Here is a 15,378-nt window from a genome sequence, read left to right on the forward strand (position 1 = left end):
CCCCTCGGACCAGCGGTGCGGCGAGGTCGCGGCACCGCGGGGCCGCGGCGGGCCGGCTCACCGGCCGTCGGCGGGATGGACCCGGAAGACCGGGTGCTTGGGCGCTATCGCGCGCAGCTCCTGGTCGGTGGAATCCGGGCCCACCCCGTCGAAGAACACTCCGACCTCGGCCTTCCAGCGCTTGAGGTAGGCCCGCAGGATCGCCGGCTTGTCGTCGTCGGCGACCTCGGTGGCGGTGAACTCCTCGACCTTCTTGCCCAGGTGCAGCTGTCCGCCGCCGGCCGCCCGCATGTTGTGCGTCCACTGCACATGGCCGCGCGGGGCCACCAGATACCGCCGCCCGTCGACCGTGAGCAGATTGACCGGGGTGCGACGCCACTCCCCGCTCTTGCGCCCCCGCACCGCCAGCACCCGGGAACCCCAGACGCTGAGGCCGCGCCGGGTCATCCAGGCGACCGCCCGGTTCAGGACATTGACGGTCAGCCAGCCGGGCTTCTTGACGTGCTCCCGGCTCGCGGACTGCGCGGACCGCGCCTGCTTCTCGGCGTGCTCGGACATCTTTCTCTCCCCATCTGTGAGCGGTGCTCTCGCTTGAGAACAGCCTGACATCGCTCGGCGCGGAAAGCAAGAGCACTGCTCTCTTTTCTCCGCGCCGCTCTCATTATTGATCGACGCTCATTCCATGTGGCAAACTGACCGACATGAGCGTCATCAAAGGAGCCAGGGAACGGGCCCGCATCGAAGTGACCGCCGCGATCAAGGAGGAGGCCAGGAGGCAGCTGGCCGCCGAGGGCGCGGCCCGCCTGTCGCTGCGTGCGGTCGCCCGCGAGCTCGGGATGGTCTCCTCCGCGCTCTACCGCTACTTCCCCAGCCGGGACGATCTGCTGACGGCCCTGATCATCGACGCCTACGACGCGATAGGCGCCGCCGCCGAAGCGGCCCTCGCCGGGGCCGCCGCCGCGGACCCCGTCGACCGGTGGATCGCGGTCTGCCGCGCCGCGCGCGACTGGGCCGTGTCCCACCCGCACGAGTACGCGCTGATCTACGGCTCGCCCGTGCCGGGATACAACGCGCCGCCCGACACCATCGCCCACGCCGCCCGCGTCGCCCTCACCCTGGTCACCATCGTCCGTGACGCCCACCGCGCCGGCCGGCTCGGTGCTCCTCCGGGCCGCCCACTGGCCGCCCCGGTCCGTGCCGACGCCGCCCAGCTCGCCGCCGACCTCGCTCCCGAGCTGCCCGTCCCGGTCATCGCCGCTCTCGTCGCCGCCTGGGCCCAGGTCTTCGGCATCGTGAGCTTCGAGGTCTTCGGCCAGTTCAACCAGGTGGTGGAGGCCCGCGGCCCGTTCTTCGACCAGGCGGCCTCCGCACTGGCGTATCAGGTCGGTCTCGATGTACTCCCGGCGGAGTAGCCGCGAACCCACCGGCCGGAGGACGCCGGCCAGCCGGGCGGCGGTCTAGCGTGGAGCGTATGACGTACGAGGAACCGCCCGCGCCGTCACGCCACGGGCTGCCCGCGGCCGTGCGGCCGGTCTGGTTCCCCGCACTGGTGCTGGCGTTCGTCCAGCTGATCGGCTCCGGGGTGGCCGGACGCCACCAGACCCACCGGGTCCAACTGGACGCGCTCGGCTGCGCGCTGCTGCTGGCCGGCCCCGCTCTGCTGCTCCTGCGCCGCCGCATGCCGGTGGCCGTCGCCGCTGCGACCGGCGCCGTCACCCTGCTCTACCTCGTGCTCGGCTACCCCTATGGCCCGGTCTTCGCGGCCCTGGTGGTCGCCTTCTTCAGCGCGGTCGCGGCCGGGCACCGCAGCGGCGTAGTGATCGTCGCCGGCGTCGTCTACGCGGGTCACGCGGTCGTCGGTGAATGGCTCTACCGGTGGCTGCCTCCCACCGCCGACCACCGCATGTCATGGGTGGAGGTCTCCGGCTCGGGGGCCTGGCTGCTCGCGGTGCTCGCCGCCGCCGAGCTGTTCCGGGTCCGCGGCGAACAGCTCGCCCGGGACCGCCGCGAGCGCGCCGCGGCCGAGCGCCGCCGGGCCGGCGAGGAACGCCTGCGGATCGCCCGTGAACTCCACGATGTCCTCGCCCACAGCATCTCGGTGATCAACGTCCAGTCCGGCGTCGCGCTGGCCCTGCTCGACGACCGCCCCGAACAGGCCCGTATCGCGCTGACCACCATCAGGGCCGCGAGCAAGGAGGCGCTGGACGAGGTCCGCCAGGTACTCGGCGCCCTGCGCGCCCCCGGTGAGGCTCCCCGGTCGCCCGCCCCCGGCCTCGACCGGCTGCCGGAACTCGTGCGGCAGGCCGGCTCCGTGGGCCTCGACGCCCAGGTCACCGTGGCGGGCGGCAGGATCCCGCTCGCCCCGGGCGCCGACCTCGCCGCCTTCCGCATCGTCCAGGAAGCCCTCACCAATGTCGTCCGGCACTCCGGTTCCCGGGCCGCCCGCATCCATCTGGCCTACGGGCCCGGCGCCCTCGAGGTGCGGATCGACGACGACGGACCCGCCGTACCGGGCGGCGAAAGCGGCGGCGGAAACGGGCTGGTCGGCATCCGCGAGCGGGCCGCCGCGCTCGGCGGCAGCTCCGCGACCGGCCCGCGCCCCGGCGGCGGCTTCCGGGTCAGCGCCACCCTCCCGCTCGGCGCGGCCGGCGACGGTGCGGACCGCCGCGCGGCAGACCGCGCACCGGACCGGGAGCCCCGCCCCGGGCCCCTGACACCCCGCGCGGACCGCCGCCCCCCGGGCCCGCCGCGGACCGTGCCGGAGTGCGACGCCCGGCCGGCCGCCGCCGCGGTCGAGGAGCACCGGTGATCCGCGTCCTGCTGGCCGACGACCAGCTGCTCGTCCGGGCCGGCTTCCGGGCGCTGCTCGACGCGCAGCGCGACATCGACGTGGTGGGGGAGGCGGCGGACGGCGAGCAGGCGCTGCGTCAGGTCCGCGAACTGGCCCCGGACGCCGTACTCATGGACATCCGTATGCCGCTGATGGACGGTCTGGCCGCCACCCGGCTGATCACCGAGGACCCGGAGCTGGCCGGCGTGAAGGTGGTGATCCTGACCACCTTCGAACTGGACGAGTACGTCTTCGACGCGATCCGGGCCGGTGCGTCCGGCTTCCTGGTCAAGGACACCGAGCCGGCCGAACTGCTGCGCGCGGTCAGGGCCGTGGTGGCCGGGGACGCGCTGCTCTCCCCGGGCGTGACCCGCCGGCTCATCGCCGAGTTCGCCGCCCGCTCCAAGGAACCCGCGGCGGTGGCCGTCCTCGACCGGCTCACCGACCGTGAACGCGAGGTGATGGCCCTGGCCGGCATCGGGCTGTCCAACGAGGAGATCGCCCGCCGCCTCGTCGTCAGCCCGCTCACCGCCAAGACACATGTCAGCCGGGCCATGGTGAAGCTGGGAGCGCGGGACCGGGCCCAACTGGTGGTGCTGGCTTACGAGTCGGGTCTGGTGCGCCCGGGCTGGCTCGGCTGACCCGGCGTGTCGCGGTCCCGTGCGCGGCCGCCCTGCTCGAAGCGCCGCAGCGTCAGCGCCACCCGCCCGCAGAAGATACCCGCGGCCATCACGATCGCCGCCGTGAACCACCCCTGGCGGGCCGTGCCATGGGCCGCGTCGGCCAGTACCGGACTGATCGTCGCGGCGAAACCCGCGGCGGCCAGCAGCATTCCGGTAGCAGCGGCGTAGACCATCTCGACGGTGGCCGCGTCCCGTTCGTCCTGGGTACGGACCCTGCTCATCCTGGTTCCTCCCCACCGCGTCCCCCGACGACCCGTCAATTGTGCCACGGGGACACGGCCGGGCCCCGCGCGTTTCCCTCCCGCGCGGGGCCCGGCCGTGGTCGCCGAACGCCGGGCTCAGTCGCGTACCGCGACGTGTTCGGCGGCCTCGGCGCGCGGTTCCCCGTCCCGCCGCGCGTCGTCGTCGGCCGAGGAGGCGACCAGGATTCCGTACGAGGGACGCCTGTTCCGCAGTCCGGAAAGGGTCACCAGCAGCCCCGCCGCTCCGATGCCGGCCACCACCCACAGTCCGGGGCGGTAGCTGTCGAGGATCGCCTGCTTGCTCGCCGGGTGGTTGCCCGTGTGCGAGGTCACCACCGCGGTGACCACCGCCAGGAAGATGGCGCCGCCCACCTGGATGGAGGTGTTGAGCAGCCCGGAGACCATGCCCTGCTCATGGTCCTCGACGCCGTTGGTGGCCTGGATGTTCAGGGACGGGAAGGCGGTGGCGAAGGCGGCGCCGAGCAGCAGCATCGAGGGCAGGATGACCGCCGGGTAGCTCGGGTGCAGGTCGATCCGCAGGAAGAGGAGGTAGCCGACCACCAGTGAGGTGAAGCCGGCCGCGATCACCCGGGCGGTGCCGAAGCGGTCCACGACCGGACCCATCCGGGTGGACAGGATCGCCACCAGGGCGCCGGCCGGCAGGAAGGCGAGCGCGGTCCGCATCGCGCTGTATCCCAGCACGTTCTGCAGATACTGCGTGACCAGGAACTGGAAGGCGACATAGGAGCCGAAGAAGGTGGCGGCGCCGAGATTGGCCCGCACCTGGCCGGAGGACCGCAGCACACCGAGCCGGATCAGCGGGTCGGACGACCGCTGCTCGATGGCCACGAAGGCGGCGAGCAGCACCGCGACCGCGGCGAAGGAGCCCAGGGTCCTGGCCGAGGCCCAGCCCGCCTGGGAGGCGGAGACCACGGTGTACACCAGCAGCAGCATGGAGCCGGTACCGGTGACGGCACCCGGCAGGTCGTAGCCGCGGCTCCCGGTCCGCTCCCGGGGGATCCTCGGGATCAGCTTCAGACCGGCGACGAGCGCGATCACGGCGACCGGCGCCGGCAGCAGCATCGTCCAGCGCCAGCCCGCCTCGGTGAGGAAGCCGGACAGCACCAGGCCCATGGAGAAGCCGGTGGCGCCGCAACTGGAGTAGATGGTCAGGGCCCGGTTGCGCACCGGGCCCTCGGCGAAGGTGGTGGTGATGATCGACAGGCCGGCGGGCGCGGTGAAGGCGGCGCTCAGACCCTTGATGAAGCGGGACGCGATCAGCAGCTCGCCGGAGTCGACGAGCCCGCCGAGCAGGGAGGCCACCGCGAAGACGCCGAGGGCGATCAGGAAGACGCGGCGCCTGCCCAGCAGGTCGGCTGCGCGTCCGCCGAGGAGGAGCAGGCCGCCGTAACCGAGGATGTAGCCGCTGACGACCCACTGGAGCGACGACGTGGACAGGTGGAGTTCGTCGCCGATCGAGGGGAGCGCCACGCCCACCATCGAGACATCGAGGGCGTCGAGGAAGAGCGCGGCGCAGAGCACCAGGAGCGTGCCCCATTGCAAGGCGGTCCACGGTGCTTCGGGGCGGGGGACGGCGACGGGCGGAGATGACGAAGAGGTCATGGGCGACAGACTTACATGCACGCGCATTCAATGCAAGCGCATATAATGCCCGTGCATATGGGTTCGTTTGCTGCTAGTCTCGCGGCATGACCGGCGACAAGGATGAGCGGGCGCTCGTAGCGGAGTGGCGGGAGATCCTCGCCATCCACGCGCGCACGGCATGCGAGATCGACCGTGAACTCCACCCGCACGGACTGTGCGCCAGCGACTTCGAAGTACTCGATGTGCTCGCCGACGGGCAGGCGGACGACGGCGGCTGCTCCTTCCGCGTGCAGGAGCTCGCCGACCGGGTCCACCTCAGTCAGAGCGCGCTGTCCCGGCTGGTCGCCCGGCTGGAGAAGGACGGTCTGGTCGACCGCGGCATCTGCAGTGAGGACCGGCGCGGAGTGCGGGTCGGGATCACCGCCGCCGGCCGGGAACGCTACGAGCGGGCCCGCCCCGGGCATCTCGCCGTACTGGAGCGGATGCTCCCCAAGGGCTGACGGGCCCGCCTTCCCCCGGCCGCTGCCCGTAGATCCTGCCGCCCCGCGGCCCGCTTCCCGATGCCGTCCGGCCCGGCCGGGCGCGGTCGCGCTACGCGGTCGCGCCGCTGTTCCGTGCCGCGTACGCGATACCCGCCGCGACGGCGGCCAGCAGCGAGACCGTGGTCAGTGCGGTGGGCAGCCCGAAGGCGTCGGCGAGGAAGCCGATGGAGGGCGGCCCGAGCAGCATTCCGCCGTAGCCGAGCGTGGACGCCGCCGCGACGCCGCTCGGGCCGGTCAGCTCCCCGGCTCTGGCGATCGCGGTCGGGAAGAGGTTGGCCAGGCCGAGGCCGGTGATCGCGAAGCCGATCATCACCAGCGGGATCACCGGTGCCAGCGCGCCGATCAGCATCCCGGTGCATGCCACCAGCCCGCCGAGCACCAGCGCGCGCGTCTGGCCGAGCCGGAGCAGCAGGGCGGTGCCGGAGAGCCGGCCGAGTGTCATGGCCAGCGTGACGCACGCGTAACCGGCCGCCGCGATGCCGGCCCCGCCGTGCAGATCCTGCTGGATGTGCAGCGGTCCCCACTCGGCGAGCGCGCCTTCACCGTACGCCGTGCAGGCCGCGATGAGACCGAAGACGGCGACCAGCAAAGTGGACGGCCGCACCACGACGGCGGGCTCCGGCCCTTCCCGCGGTTCGTCCGGGGCCAGCTCCGCGGCGGGGGAAGGGGCCGCCGCTTCGGCCGCGGACGCGTCCGCGACCTGGCCGTCCGCCACCCGTGCGACGGTCACCGCCGCGCGCGTCACCGGCCCGCGCAGCGGATGCGCCACCAGTACGCGTCCGGCGACCACGACCGCCAGCAGGCCGATCGGGGTGAGCAGCAACAGATGCGTGGCGGGGGACAGATGGGGGGCCAGGATGCCGCCGATGCCCGCGCCGAGCAGGCCGCCCATGCTGTAGGCGGCGTGGAAGCCGGACATCACCGGGCGGCGCAACGCGGCCACCAGATCGACGGCGACACTGTTCATCGCCACGTTCATGCCGCCGTAGGAGATGCCGAAGCAGAGCAGCACCAGGCCGAGGGCGAGTGCCGAGTGGGTGCGCGGTGGAAGCGCGATGCTCAGCGAGAGCAGGACGCCGGTCACCACGGTGACCCGCTCGCTGCCGAACGCGCGGCACAGCCGGCCGGTGAGCACCATCGTGGCGACCGCGCCGGCCGACACTCCCAGCAGGGCCAGGCCCAACTGTCCGGCGGACGCGCCGACCTGGGCCTTGATGGCCGGGATACGGACCACCCAGCCGGCGAAGAGGAAGCCGTCGACCGCGAAGAAGGCGGTCAGAGCGACCCGCAGCCGCCGCAGGGCGGGATCGGTGGCCGGAGTGTGGTGGGATCGGGGAAACGGCGAGAAAACAGTACCTATTTTGTTTAGCGTCGGCACAAAGTCAGAATAGGGGGGTGACACAGATTCGGACAAGGCTTGAGCGAGGCCGGGGTGCGCTCGGACCCGCGCTTTCCCTGGTGCATACCGGCCGTGCGGCCACCCGCGCCCTGCTCACCGCCGAGCTCGGGGTGACCCGCGCCACGGCGGGAGCGGTCGCCGCCGAGTTGGAGGCGCTCGGGCTGATCCTGGTCGACACCCGGCCCACCGGGCCGTCGGGCGCCCAGGGCCGGCCCTCGCACCGGCTCGGCGTGGCCCCCGGCGGCCCGGTGGCCCTCGCCGCGCAGGTGCACGCCGACGGCTTCCGGGCCGCGCTGGTCGGGCTCGGCGGCGAGATCGTGGCCACCGCGCCGGGCACCATGAGTGTGCCGGCCGACCCGGCGCACGTCCTGGGCGCCGTCGTCGAGGCCGGGGCCCGGCTGCTGCGCGACTCCGGGCGGGTGTGTGTGGGGGCCGGGCTCGCGGTGCCGTCGGCGGTCGCCGAACCGGAGGGCACCGCGCTCAACCCGCTGCACCTGGCGTGGCCGGCCGGCGCCCCGGTGCGGGAGGCGTTCGCCGGGCAGATCGCACGGGTCGGCATTCTCGGCCCGGACGGCGAGCCCGTCCCCTCCTTCGTCGGCAACGACGTCAACGTCGCCGCGCTCGCGGAGCACCGGCACGGCGCCGGGCGCGACGCCCAGCACCTGCTCGTCGTCGCCTCGGGACACCGCGGGGTCGGCGGCGCGCTCGTCCTGGACGGTCGCCTGCACACCGGCAGTTCGGGGCTCGCCCTGGAAGTCGGGCACCTCACCGTGCTGCCCGACGGACGCCCCTGCCACTGCGGGAGCCGGGGCTGCCTCGATGTCGAGGCCGACCCGCTGGCCTTCGTGGAAGCGGCCGGCCGCGCGCCGGGGCCGGAGGTCTCGCTGCTCCAGCAGTCCATCGACCTGCTCCAGGAGGAGTACGAGGATCCCTCCGTACGGGCCGCCGCCCGGATACTGATCGACCGGCTCGGCCGCGGCCTCGCCGGGCTGGTCAATGTCCTCAACCCCGACCGCATCCTGCTCGGCGGCCTCCACCGCTACCTGCTGGACGCAGACCCCGAGGCTCTGCGGGCGGTGGTGGCCGACCACAGCCTGTGGGGGCGCAGCGGGGGCGTACCGGTGCTGGCCTGCGCTCTCGACCACAACAGTCTTGTCGGGGCGGCGGAGTTGGCGTGGCAGCCGGTGCTGGACGATCCGCTGGCGGTGCTGGGGGGCTGACTCCCGGCGCCCGTCGCGGGCGCCCGGTCCCGACCCGCCCGGCTTCGGCCGGGGCGGCGGGAACGGACGCCCCGGCGGACGGCAGGCCGGCCGGCGGACGAGGCGGGAAGTGGTGTCCCGTCAGAAGAGCGGCTCCGCTTCCTTCACCGGCCACCGCAGCGGCGCGGTCGGCGGGCCGGAGTCCCCGTGCGGGGCGGAGTCCTCCCGCGGGTCGCGGCGTCGCAGCGGCCAGCCGGCCGTCAAGCGGGTGTCGAGCAGGAGCACGCCGCCGGGTGTCTCGATGTGCAGATCATGGCCGGCGACCGCGCGGACCGAGCCGCTCAGCGAACGGCCCCCGGCGAGAGCGGTGATCTCGGCGGTCGGCGGCGGCGACGAGGGCAGGCCGAAGAGCGCCGTGTGGTCGACGACCTCGAAAGGGCGCAGCCGCAGCGAGTCCGGGAGCCGGTCCCGCAGGGCCGTGACCTCGTCGTACACACCGCGCAGTTCGGCCGACCGCCGCACGGCGTCGGGCAGCGCCCGGCGGGCCGCGCGCTTCGCCGCGTCCTGCACCCGGTCGCGGATGCCCAGCGCCGCGCCCAGCACCGCCTCCGTACGGCGCGCCGTCATCAGCGGTCCCTCGCCGAGGAAGGTGAAGCACACGGCGGCCTGCTCAAGGAGCCGGGCGGTGCCGCGGGCCGCCGCGGTGATGCCGACCTTGTGCAGGCCGGGGCCGAAGTACGCCAGATAGACGGCGAACGGGCGCGGGTCGTCCACCCGGGTGTCCGCCGCCACCGAGAAGGAGCGGTCCAGCGCCGAGCACGGCTCGCACTGGTCCCGCCGCGCTGTCTCCGACAACCGCGCGCGGTACGGGCACGCCGTCCACCGACCGGCCCGCGACACACCGCCGCACACCCGTATCGCCCCCGCGTCCACCGCGAAGGACAACGGGCCGCCCACCCGCAGCGGACTGACCCGCTCCCCCCGCTCCGGATGCCGCCACCCCCACACGGGAGCCCCGTCCCGCCACCGAACCCCCGTACACCGCCACATGCCCTCCACCGTAGGCGCACCCTCCGACAGTCCGGGCCCGAGCGGTCCGGCCCGTCCCCGCCCAGGAGGTGCGCTGGGCCGTCCCGGCCACCGCGGCCGCCCGCCCCGCAGGGCCTTCGGAGCAGTCCGGGCCGCCTCGGCTACTCCCGGGAGAGCAGTCCGTCCGCCGCTGGCGGTAGGACGACTTCGGACGCGCGCAGGACGAGGCTCAGGGGTGCCGGAGGGACCGGCGTCGAACGAGGAGACGATCAGCGATGCGCACCCTGGCTTGGCATGGCGACGGGCCCGGCCCGTGGATTCTGTTCCTTCCGCTGATCTGGGCGGCCGCGGTCGCCGCGGTGGTCACCGTGCTGCGCCGTACCGGCTGGCGGGGCCGCGGCGGGCCCTGGCGGGACCGGGCGGCCCAGCACCGGGCGGCCACGGGCGAGCACGCGCCGATCGCCGTGCTCGGCCGCCGGTTCGCGGCGGGGGAGATCGACGAGGACGAGTACTGGCGGCGGCTGTCCGTACTGGACGAGCACTTCGGCCACGACCTGCGCGGCGGCAAGGGCGGCACGGCATGAGCGGCATGAGCGGCATGAGTGCCCCGCCCACGGCGGAGCCGCCCACGGCGGCCCGGGTCGTCGACGCCTCCAAGGTCTACGGCAGCGGGGAAGCGGCCGTCCGGGCGCTGGACGCGGTGACGGTCGGGTTCCCGGCCGGGCGCTTCACCGCGATCATGGGCCCGTCCGGCTCCGGCAAGTCCACGCTGATGCACTGCGCGGCAGGCCTCGACTCACTCAGCTCCGGCAGCGCCTACATCGGCGACACCGAACTCGGCCCGCTCGGCGACCGGCGGCTGACCCTGCTGCGCCGTGAACGGGTGGGGTTCGTCTTCCAGTCCTTCAACCTGGTGCCCACCCTCACCGTCGCGGAGAACATCACCCTTCCGCTCGATCTGGCGGGTCGTCGGCCCGACGCCGAATGGGTGAACACACTGGTGGCGGTGGTCGGTCTCGGTGACCGGCTCTCGCACCGGCCCGGCGAGCTGTCCGGCGGCCAGCAGCAGCGGGTCGCGGTGGCCCGCGCGCTGGCCGGGCGGCCCCAGGTGGTCTTCGCCGACGAGCCGACCGGCAATCTGGACTCCCGCTCCGGCGGCGAGGTCCTGGACCTGCTCGGCCGGGCGGTGCACGACATGGGACGCACCGTGGTGATGGTCACCCACGACCCCGGCGCCGCCGCGCACGCCGACGAGGTGGTCTTCCTCGCGGACGGGCGGCTGGTGGACCGGATGGCGGCGCCCACCGCCGCCAAGGTGCTCGACCGGATGAAGGCCTTCGACGGGCGGCCGGCGGACACCGGGCGGGACGCGGCCGTACGGGGGAGCGCCGGCTCATGACGCGTCCGCCCACCCTCCCCACCGCGGCCCGTATCACCCTGCGCCTCGGCCTCGCCGGAATCCGCGCCCACAAGCGCCGCTTCGCCGGGACCTTCGTCGCGGTCCTCCTCGGCGTCGCCTTCCTGGCCGGGACCATGGTCATGGGCGACACCCTGCGGGCCGGCTTCGGCAAGCTCTTCGCCGACGCCTACAGCGGCACCGACACCGTGGTCCGCGGCGCCGACCAGATCAGGGCGGGTACCGGCGCCGGCACCCGCAGGCCGGTGCCGACCGGTCTTCTCACCGCCGTCCGGAAGGTGCCCGGCGTCGCCGCCGCCGCTCCCGACATCGAGGGCGCCGGCGAACTCGTCGCGCACGACGGCAGGACACTGGAGACCAGGGGCCCGACGGTGGCCGCCAACTGGATCGCCGACACCGGACTCAACCCGTACCGGCTGGTCGAGGGGCAAGCGCCCGACGCCCCTGGCGAGGCGGTGATCAACCGGGAGGCCGCCCGGCAGGCCGGGCTGCGGGTCGGCGACACCACCGTGCTGCGTACACCCGATCCGGTGAAGATCACCATCGTCGGCGTGGCCACCTTCGGCGGCGAGGACGGTGAGGGCCAGACCACGTTCGCCGGCCTCACGTACGCCGACGCCGAGCGCTATCTGATGCCCGCGCCGGGCGAGGCCACCGCCCTCAAGGTCAGGGCGGCACCCGGCATCGGCTCGCGGCAGCTCACCGAGCGGGTGGCCCGGACACTGCCCGCCCCGTACGAGGCGATCACCGGGCAGCAGGCCGGCGCCGAGACCGAGGACGCCACCGCGGGCGCCTTCCTGGACATCTTCACCAGCCTGCTGGTGGTGTTCGCCGGCATCGCCCTGCTGGTCGCCACCTTCAGCATCCACAACACCTTCGCCATCGTCGTCGCCCAGCGGTCGCGGGAGAACGCGCTGCTGAGGGCGCTCGGCGCGAGCCGCCGTCAGATACTCGGCTCGACCCTGGCCGAAGCCTCCGTGGTGGCCGCGGCGGCCTCGGGGGCGGGGCTGCTCGGCGGCATCGGCGTCGCGGCCGGTCTGCAGGCCCTCTTCCCGGCTGTCGGCTTCCCCTTCCCTGGGCGCGGACTGGTGATCCACGCCGCCGCGATGGCCGTCCCGCTCGCCGTCGGCCTGCTGGTGTGCGTCGGCTCGGCCGTCCTGCCGGCGCTGCGGGCCGGGCGTACGGCGCCGATCGCCGCGCTCCGGGAGAGTGCCGCCGACACCTCGGGGGCCTCCCGGCGTCGTGCCACGACCGGGCTCGCTACGGCAGCGGCGGGTGTCGCCCTGACCGCGGCGGGCGTGGCCGCCGCGAGCCTGCCGCTGACCGGGATCGGCGCGGCGCTGACCCTGGCCGCGTTCGTGCTGCTCGGCCCGGTCGCCGCCTCGGTGGCGGTACGGCTGCTGGGCGCGCCGGTCGCCCGGCTGCGCGGAGTGAGCGGGGCGCTGGCCCGCCGCAACGCGCTGCGCAGTCCCCACCGGACCGCGGCCACCGCGACCGCGCTGATGATCGGAGTGGCGGTGGTCTCCCTCTTCACCGTCTTCGGTGCCTCGTTGAAGGAGACCATGTCGCAGGCGGTGGACCGCTCCTTCGCCGGCGACGTGGCGATCAGCGCGCAGGTCTACGGAGCCGGCGGCAGCGGACTCAGCCCGCGCATCGCCCCGACCGTGGCGAGACTCCCGCAGGTCGAAGCCGCGGTGGGGCTCGGCCGCGGCATCGCGGAGGTCGACGGCCGCGGGCGGCAGCTCACCGTCACCGACCCGGCCGCCCTGTCGCGGCTGCTCGACCTCGGCACGGTGCGCGGTTCCCTCGCCGGCCTCGGCAGCCATGCCGTCGCGGTCTCGCGGAAGGAGGCGGACCAGCGCGGCTGGACCACCGGCAGCCCGGTCGAGCTCGGCTTCGCGGACGGGCAGAGGGTGCCGTTCACCGTCGCCGCGGTCTACGACCGCGCCGACCTGGCCGGCGACTATCTGATCACCCGCGCCGCCTGGGCCCCGCACCACATCCAGGACAAGGACACCCTGGTCGCCATCGGCTTCCGGGACGGTGTCCCCACGGCCGCGGGGAAGGCCGCGGTGATCAAGGCGGTGGCGGCCTTCGGGGCGCCGGACGTGCGGACCAGGAGTGAGTACGCCGAGTCCTCGGCGGCCGGCATCGACACCTTCCTCACCCTGATCTACGCGCTGCTGGCGCTGGCCGTGCTGATCGCCCTGCTCGGCATCGCCAACACCCTCACTCTCGCGGTCCATGAACGGACCAGGGAACTGGGCCTGCTGCGGGCCGTGGGCCAGACCCGGGCGCAGCTGCGGGCGATGGTCCGCTGGGAGTCGGTGATGGTGGCCGCCTTCGGTACCGCCGGCGGTACCGGTCTCGGCGCCTTCCTCGGCTGGGCGCTGGTGCGGGCCACGGACAGCGACGGCACCAGCGCGTTCGCGATCCCGCCGGCGCGGCTGGCCGTGGTCGTCCTGGTCGGTGTCACCGCGGGCGTACTGGCCGGATGGCGGCCCGCGCGGCGGGCGGCCCGGCTGGACATCCTGCGGGCGACAGCCAGCGAGTGAGGTCCCGTCGGCGAGGTCCGGTACGCGGTGATCGCGAGGGCCCCCGTTCCACCGGCCGGACCGGCCGCCGTCCCCTGACGGGAGGCGGTGGCCGGTCCGGTTCACGGCCGCGTCGGCTGGGCCTTCAGGCGACCGAAGCCGCCACCGCGAGGCGGTCCGGAGCGATCCGCTCCTGCGGCATGGTGGCGGATTTCAAGGGGACGAGGGTGGGCGCCGCCATCGGGGTGCGCAGGACGAACCACACCACCTTGCCGGAGGCGCCCGGCAGCAGGTCCGTGCCCCAGCCGTCGCTCATCGCCTCGACCATGGCCAGACCGCGGCCGGTGGTGGCGGTCGGTTCCATGGGGCGAAGATGGGGCAGCCGCGGATCGTGGTCCGTGACGGCCACTTTGAGGCGGTCGACCGCGAGGGTCAGCTTCACGGCGCACTTCTTGTCGGGCCTGGCATGGCGATGGACATTGGCGAGCAGCTCGCTGATGCCGGTCGATGCCGCGTCGACGAGCGGATCGAGGCGCCAGTAGCGAAGCTGGGCGGAAACGATGCGCCGGATCTGCTGGATCCGGTACGGGTGCGCTTCCAGTTCGAGCGCACATTCTCTGGCCGCTGGGTCGGCCTGGTCGGCTTGCATGATCACGGCTGCGACTCCCTCCGCGGCGAGGAGACCAGCCCACCGCACACGCGGGAGGCCGGGCCGTGCGCCGCTCCAATGGGAACACTTGAGTGAAATGCGTAGAGTTACTGCTGCAGTACTCCGTGATGCTTCTTCAGGGTCACCCCGCGCCGGGCGCGGCGCAACTTCCACGGGTGCTCCGGCGGTCAGTCGGCGCGGGGGTCACGGCTGGCGGGAAGCGCTTCCAGACCGGGCCAGCGGGTCGACACAGCGTGATGGAGCACGGCGGTCAGATCGCCGACACGCCGGATGCGGGGGTGGCCGACGCCGAGGTCGCTGACGACCGCGAGGCGGTGGCGCAGCCGCTCCCGGGCCGAGGGCGGCCCCCAGCGCCAGTCGCGCCGGGCGGCGCGGGCCAGGTGGTCCCGGGTGCCGCGCTTCGCGCACGGGACGAGGGCGTCACCCCGGATCAGCCAGCCGAGGCAGGCATCGGCCGGATCACCCGAGACCTCCGTCCCGGTGACCTGCCGCCAGCTGTCGGCGTAGGCGCCCTCCGCCGCGGCCAACTCCGCGGGCCGCAGCGCCATCGAACCCCAGCAGGTGGGGAAACCGATCCGCAGATAGGCGAGTTCGACGGAGCCGCTGCCGAGGGCCGCGCCCTCGAAGTCGACGAAGACCGGGCCGTCGGCCGTGTACAGATCGTTGCCCGGGCAGGGATCGCCGTGCAGCAGCGCGTGGCCGCCCGCCGCTTCGGCCGCCAACCGCTCGACGGCGGCGGTCAGTTCGGCGCGGGCGCCGGCGCCCACCGGGACGCCCAGGGCGCCGGCGAACCCGCAGAACGCCTCCACGTCGGCCTGCGTGGGCCCGGCCCACACCGGCAACCCGCCGGCATCCTCCGGGCGGCCCGTCGCGTGCAGCCGCGCCAGCGCCCGCGCGTACGCCACCGCCCAGCCCGCGCCCGGCGGGCCGCCCTCGATCCGGCCGAGCACCATCACCCGTGCCTGCTCGTCCACTCCGAGCAGGGGCGCCGCGACCCGCACCCCGGCCCGCCCGGCCACCCGCAGCGCGGTCACCTCGCGGGCGAACCGCGCCTGCGCCTCGGGGCCGCCCACCGATTGCTTCACCACGACGGGCGTATCGCCCAGCGTCACGGCCCACACCCGCGACCGCGGACTGCTGCCGATCCGCCGCGCCCGGCCCACCGCCCCGAACTCGGCACGCAACGCATCGCTCAACGGCACTCCAGAAAGCATGCGGTGACGCTACC

Annotated in this window: 15 protein-coding genes; 8 read left to right on the plus strand and 7 right to left on the minus strand. The window is 74.2% G+C overall.

Translation table 11 applies throughout. The features are described from left to right. Window positions 1-57: 57 nt before the first annotated feature. Window positions 58-558, minus strand: a complete 501-nt coding sequence (locus tag ACFO3J_RS08305) for a nitroreductase family deazaflavin-dependent oxidoreductase (protein WP_386427647.1) — start codon at window positions 556-558, stop codon at window positions 58-60. A 143-nt stretch (window positions 559-701) separates the two neighbouring features. Between ACFO3J_RS08305 and ACFO3J_RS08310 the strand changes: the two genes are divergently transcribed. Genes ACFO3J_RS08310 through ACFO3J_RS08320 form a run of 3 tightly spaced genes read left to right on the plus strand, consistent with a single transcriptional unit; the run spans window position 702 to window position 3,471 of the window. Continuing rightward, window positions 702-1,412: a TetR/AcrR family transcriptional regulator gene (locus ACFO3J_RS08310; RefSeq protein WP_386427648.1), complete on the plus strand. Its 711-nt coding sequence runs from the start codon at window positions 702-704 to the stop codon at window positions 1,410-1,412. Window positions 1,413-1,471: 59 nt separating this feature from the next. Then, a complete protein-coding gene (locus ACFO3J_RS08315; RefSeq protein WP_386427650.1) occupies window positions 1,472-2,809 on the plus strand; it encodes a sensor histidine kinase in 1,338 nt (445 codons plus the stop codon). After that, window positions 2,806-3,471, plus strand: coding sequence for a response regulator transcription factor (locus tag ACFO3J_RS08320; protein ID WP_386427652.1), 666 nt, complete (start codon window positions 2,806-2,808; stop codon window positions 3,469-3,471). Before ACFO3J_RS08315 ends, ACFO3J_RS08320 begins: the two co-directional genes overlap by 4 nt. Here ACFO3J_RS08320 and ACFO3J_RS08325 read toward each other — a convergent pair. After that, window positions 3,432-3,734: a DUF6332 family protein gene (locus ACFO3J_RS08325; RefSeq protein WP_386427654.1), complete on the minus strand. Its 303-nt coding sequence runs from the start codon at window positions 3,732-3,734 to the stop codon at window positions 3,432-3,434. The genes ACFO3J_RS08320 and ACFO3J_RS08325 overlap by 40 nt on opposite strands. A gap of 117 nt (window positions 3,735-3,851) precedes the next feature. Then, window positions 3,852-5,378 carry an MFS transporter gene (locus tag ACFO3J_RS08330; RefSeq protein ID WP_386427655.1) on the minus strand — a complete coding sequence of 509 codons (1,527 nt, stop codon included), beginning with the start codon at window positions 5,376-5,378 and terminating at the stop codon, window positions 3,852-3,854. Between the two features lie 86 nt (window positions 5,379-5,464). Here ACFO3J_RS08330 and ACFO3J_RS08335 point away from each other — a divergent pair, with 86 nt between their 5' ends. After that, complete coding sequence (locus ACFO3J_RS08335; RefSeq protein WP_386427657.1) at window positions 5,465-5,860, plus strand: MarR family winged helix-turn-helix transcriptional regulator; 396 nt, start codon at window positions 5,465-5,467, stop codon at window positions 5,858-5,860. Between the two features lie 91 nt (window positions 5,861-5,951). Here ACFO3J_RS08335 and ACFO3J_RS08340 read toward each other — a convergent pair whose 3' ends face one another. After that, window positions 5,952-7,280: an MFS transporter gene (locus ACFO3J_RS08340; protein WP_386427659.1), complete on the minus strand. Its 1,329-nt coding sequence runs from the start codon at window positions 7,278-7,280 to the stop codon at window positions 5,952-5,954. Between the two features lie 17 nt (window positions 7,281-7,297). Here ACFO3J_RS08340 and ACFO3J_RS08345 point away from each other — a divergent pair, with 17 nt between their 5' ends. Continuing rightward, window positions 7,298-8,521, plus strand: coding sequence for an ROK family protein (locus ACFO3J_RS08345; protein WP_386427661.1), 1,224 nt, complete (start codon window positions 7,298-7,300; stop codon window positions 8,519-8,521). Between the two features lie 120 nt (window positions 8,522-8,641). On the opposite strand, the gene ACFO3J_RS08350 is transcribed toward ACFO3J_RS08345, so the two are convergent. Beyond that, window positions 8,642-9,355, minus strand: coding sequence for a DUF2797 domain-containing protein (locus tag ACFO3J_RS08350; protein WP_386427663.1), 714 nt, complete (start codon window positions 9,353-9,355; stop codon window positions 8,642-8,644). Between the two features lie 449 nt (window positions 9,356-9,804). Between ACFO3J_RS08350 and ACFO3J_RS08355 the strand changes: the two genes are divergently transcribed. The 3 genes from ACFO3J_RS08355 to ACFO3J_RS08365 are packed head-to-tail and all read left to right on the plus strand — an operon-like array spanning window position 9,805 to window position 13,501. Further along, window positions 9,805-10,113 carry an SHOCT domain-containing protein gene (locus ACFO3J_RS08355; RefSeq protein ID WP_386427665.1) on the plus strand — a complete coding sequence of 103 codons (309 nt, stop codon included), beginning with the start codon at window positions 9,805-9,807 and terminating at the stop codon, window positions 10,111-10,113. Continuing rightward, window positions 10,110-10,928, plus strand: a complete 819-nt coding sequence (locus ACFO3J_RS08360; protein WP_386427667.1) for an ABC transporter ATP-binding protein — start codon at window positions 10,110-10,112, stop codon at window positions 10,926-10,928. Before ACFO3J_RS08355 ends, ACFO3J_RS08360 begins: the two co-directional genes overlap by 4 nt. Beyond that, the gene (locus tag ACFO3J_RS08365; protein WP_386427669.1) at window positions 10,925-13,501 is read left to right on the plus strand and encodes an ABC transporter permease; all 2,577 of its coding nucleotides are present in this window, start codon (window positions 10,925-10,927) and stop codon (window positions 13,499-13,501) included. The genes ACFO3J_RS08360 and ACFO3J_RS08365 overlap by 4 nt, the downstream gene beginning before the upstream one ends. A 124-nt stretch (window positions 13,502-13,625) precedes the next feature. Here the strand turns inward: ACFO3J_RS08365 and ACFO3J_RS08370 are convergent, their stop codons facing one another. Next, window positions 13,626-14,129: an ATP-binding protein gene (locus tag ACFO3J_RS08370; RefSeq protein WP_386427670.1), complete on the minus strand. Its 504-nt coding sequence runs from the start codon at window positions 14,127-14,129 to the stop codon at window positions 13,626-13,628. Between the two features lie 188 nt (window positions 14,130-14,317). After that, complete coding sequence (locus ACFO3J_RS08375; protein ID WP_386427672.1) at window positions 14,318-15,364, minus strand: phosphotransferase; 1,047 nt, start codon at window positions 15,362-15,364, stop codon at window positions 14,318-14,320. Between the last annotated feature and the right edge of the window lie 14 nt (window positions 15,365-15,378).

The organism is Streptomyces polygonati, assembly GCF_042650325.1.
GTDB lineage: Bacteria > Actinomycetota > Actinomycetes > Streptomycetales > Streptomycetaceae > Actinacidiphila > Actinacidiphila polygonati.

Coding starts and splice junctions, on each gene's coding strand:
- ACFO3J_RS08305 (WP_386427647.1), bottom strand. CDS start 558: ATGTCCGAGCACGCCGAGAAGCAGGCGCGGTCCGCGCAGTCCGCGAGC.
- ACFO3J_RS08310 (WP_386427648.1), top strand. CDS start 702: ATGAGCGTCATCAAAGGAGCCAGGGAACGGGCCCGCATCGAAGTGACC.
- ACFO3J_RS08315 (WP_386427650.1), top strand. CDS start 1,472: ATGACGTACGAGGAACCGCCCGCGCCGTCACGCCACGGGCTGCCCGCG.
- ACFO3J_RS08325 (WP_386427654.1), bottom strand. CDS start 3,734: ATGAGCAGGGTCCGTACCCAGGACGAACGGGACGCGGCCACCGTCGAG.
- ACFO3J_RS08330 (WP_386427655.1), bottom strand. CDS start 5,378: ATGACCTCTTCGTCATCTCCGCCCGTCGCCGTCCCCCGCCCCGAAGCA.
- ACFO3J_RS08335 (WP_386427657.1), top strand. CDS start 5,465: ATGACCGGCGACAAGGATGAGCGGGCGCTCGTAGCGGAGTGGCGGGAG.
- ACFO3J_RS08355 (WP_386427665.1), top strand. CDS start 9,805: ATGCGCACCCTGGCTTGGCATGGCGACGGGCCCGGCCCGTGGATTCTG.
- ACFO3J_RS08360 (WP_386427667.1), top strand. CDS start 10,110: ATGAGCGGCATGAGCGGCATGAGTGCCCCGCCCACGGCGGAGCCGCCC.
- ACFO3J_RS08365 (WP_386427669.1), top strand. CDS start 10,925: ATGACGCGTCCGCCCACCCTCCCCACCGCGGCCCGTATCACCCTGCGC.
- ACFO3J_RS08370 (WP_386427670.1), bottom strand. CDS start 14,129: ATGCAAGCCGACCAGGCCGACCCAGCGGCCAGAGAATGTGCGCTCGAA.
- ACFO3J_RS08375 (WP_386427672.1), bottom strand. CDS start 15,364: ATGCTTTCTGGAGTGCCGTTGAGCGATGCGTTGCGTGCCGAGTTCGGG.